Genomic DNA, 1,998 nt, shown 5'->3' with positions numbered 1-1,998 from the left:
TTGACCAGCAGGGTCGCGGATTTAATGCCGGCTTCCTCGCCGTCGTGGACTTCACGGACTTCGACTTTCATGCCGCGCTTGTCGGCCCAGCGGCTGTACATGCGCATCAGCATCGACGCCCAGTCCTGGCTCTCGGTTCCGCCGGCACCGGAGTGAATTTCCAGATAAGTGTCGTTGGCATCGGCCTCGCCGGACAGGAGTATGTCGATCTGGCGGCGGTCGATTTCGGACTTCATGGTGCGAAGCGCCTCCTCGGCCTCGCGCACCACATCATCGTCGCCCTCTTCCTCGCCCAGTTCGATCAGCCCGACATTGTCGTCCAGCCTCGCCTCGAGCTCGCGTATTCCGGAGATATTCTCGTCGAGCTGCTGACGTTCACGCATCAGCTTCTGCGCTTCCTGGGGATCGTTCCAGATATCGGGATCTTCCGCCTTGACGTTCAGGAACTCAAGCCGTTTGAGAGCCTGATCCCAGTCAAAGATGCCTCCTCAGCAGGCTTACGGCCTGCTTGATTTCATCGACAATCGCCTGAATTTCCGTACGCATGGTCGCTCGTTTTTCCTCTTTGGATAATTGCCCGGCAGAACCGCCTCGGGCGGGCGGACATTAGGCGCGTGCGCAGGCCAAGTAAAGCCGCCCGCGAGCGCCGCTCACACTTATCGGAAATTCATATCTCAGTAGAGGCCGCCGGCTCCCGAAACGATCGCCCTGTTGGCCTGCGGGGAGACGTTGAGGATTTCATCGCCGGTGACATATTCTTCCATGCCGATCACGGAGAAGAAGTCCGCCGGGCCTGTCCCCGGCTTGAAGGATTCATAGATCACATCAGGCTCGCCGGGCTGGGCTTCCATACCGGTCTTGCGGTTGATGGGAATAAGCTGCAGGCCGGGCGGCACACGGAAGTCGGCGGGACGCGTATCCTCAAGGGCCGCAGTCATGAACTCATTGAAGATCGGCGCCGCCAGTTTGCCGCCGGTCGAGCCGCGCCCCATGGGCGTCGGCGTATCGAAGCCGATATAGACACCGGCCACCATGTCCGCCGTGTAACCGACAAACCAGGCGTCCTTCTCGTCATTCGTCGTGCCGGTCTTGCCGGCGACCGCGCGATCCAGTTTGATCTTGCCGGCGGCCGTGCCGCGCGTGACGACGCCTTCGAGCATGGAGGTCACCTGGTAGGCGGTCATCGGGTCGAGCACCTGCTCGCGATTGTCCTTGACGATGGGCTCTTCCTGATGCTGCCAGTCCGTTGCGGCACAGGCGTCACAGGTGCGTTCCTCATGTTTGAACACCGTCTTTCCGTAGCGGTCCTGGATACGGTCGATAAGCGACGGCTTGATCTGCTTTCCGCCGTTGGCAATCACCGCGTAGGCCGAGATCATCTTCAGCACCGTGGTCTCGCCCGAGCCCAGCGACATGGCGAGCACGGGAAGCATGTCGTCGTAGATGCCGAAGCGCTCGGCATATTCGGCGACCAGGTTCATGCCCATATCCTTGGCCAGGCGGACGGTCATCAGGTTGCGTGAGCGCTCGATGCCGAGACGCAGCGTGGACGGACCGGCGGAGCCGCCGCCATAGTTCTTCGGCTGCCAGAGCTCGCCGCCGGATACGAGCTGTATCGGCGCGTCGAGCACAACGGAAGCCGGGCTGTAACCGTTGTCCAGCGCCGCGGCATAAACGAACGGCTTGAAGGACGAGCCGGGCTGGCGCATGGCCTGCGTGGCGCGGTTGAACTGCGACTGGGCATAGGAAAAGCCGCCGACCAAAGCCAGCACGCGTCCGGTATGCGGGTCCATAGCCGCGAGCGCACCCTGCACAGCCGGCATTTGCCGCAATATGTGCGTGGATGTCTCGTCCTCGCCCTTTATCTCTTCCACATAGACCACGTCGCCGGGCTTGAGGATCTCAGCAACCGTCTTGACCTTCTTGGCCTTGCCGTCGGTCCTGACGCGGTATGCCCACTCCATATCGGCGCCGGCGAGCGTCACGGTCGTGCGGTCC

Annotated in this window: 1 protein-coding gene and 1 pseudogene; both read right to left on the bottom strand. The window is 61.9% G+C overall.

Features of this window, described 5'->3' with window-relative positions; all coding sequences use genetic code 11:
• Positions 1 to 546: pseudogene (locus AC5E6N_RS19020) on the bottom strand (PCRF domain-containing protein); the annotation flags it as partial.
• Positions 547 to 674: 128 nt separating this feature from the next.
• Positions 675 to 1,998, bottom strand: a 1,324-nt coding sequence (locus tag AC5E6N_RS19015) for a penicillin-binding protein 1A (protein ID WP_491749292.1), incomplete at its 5' end; no start/stop codon positions are given.

Source organism: Hoeflea sp. (assembly GCF_984452065.1).
This window is presented reverse-complemented; position numbering and strand designations above follow the sequence as displayed.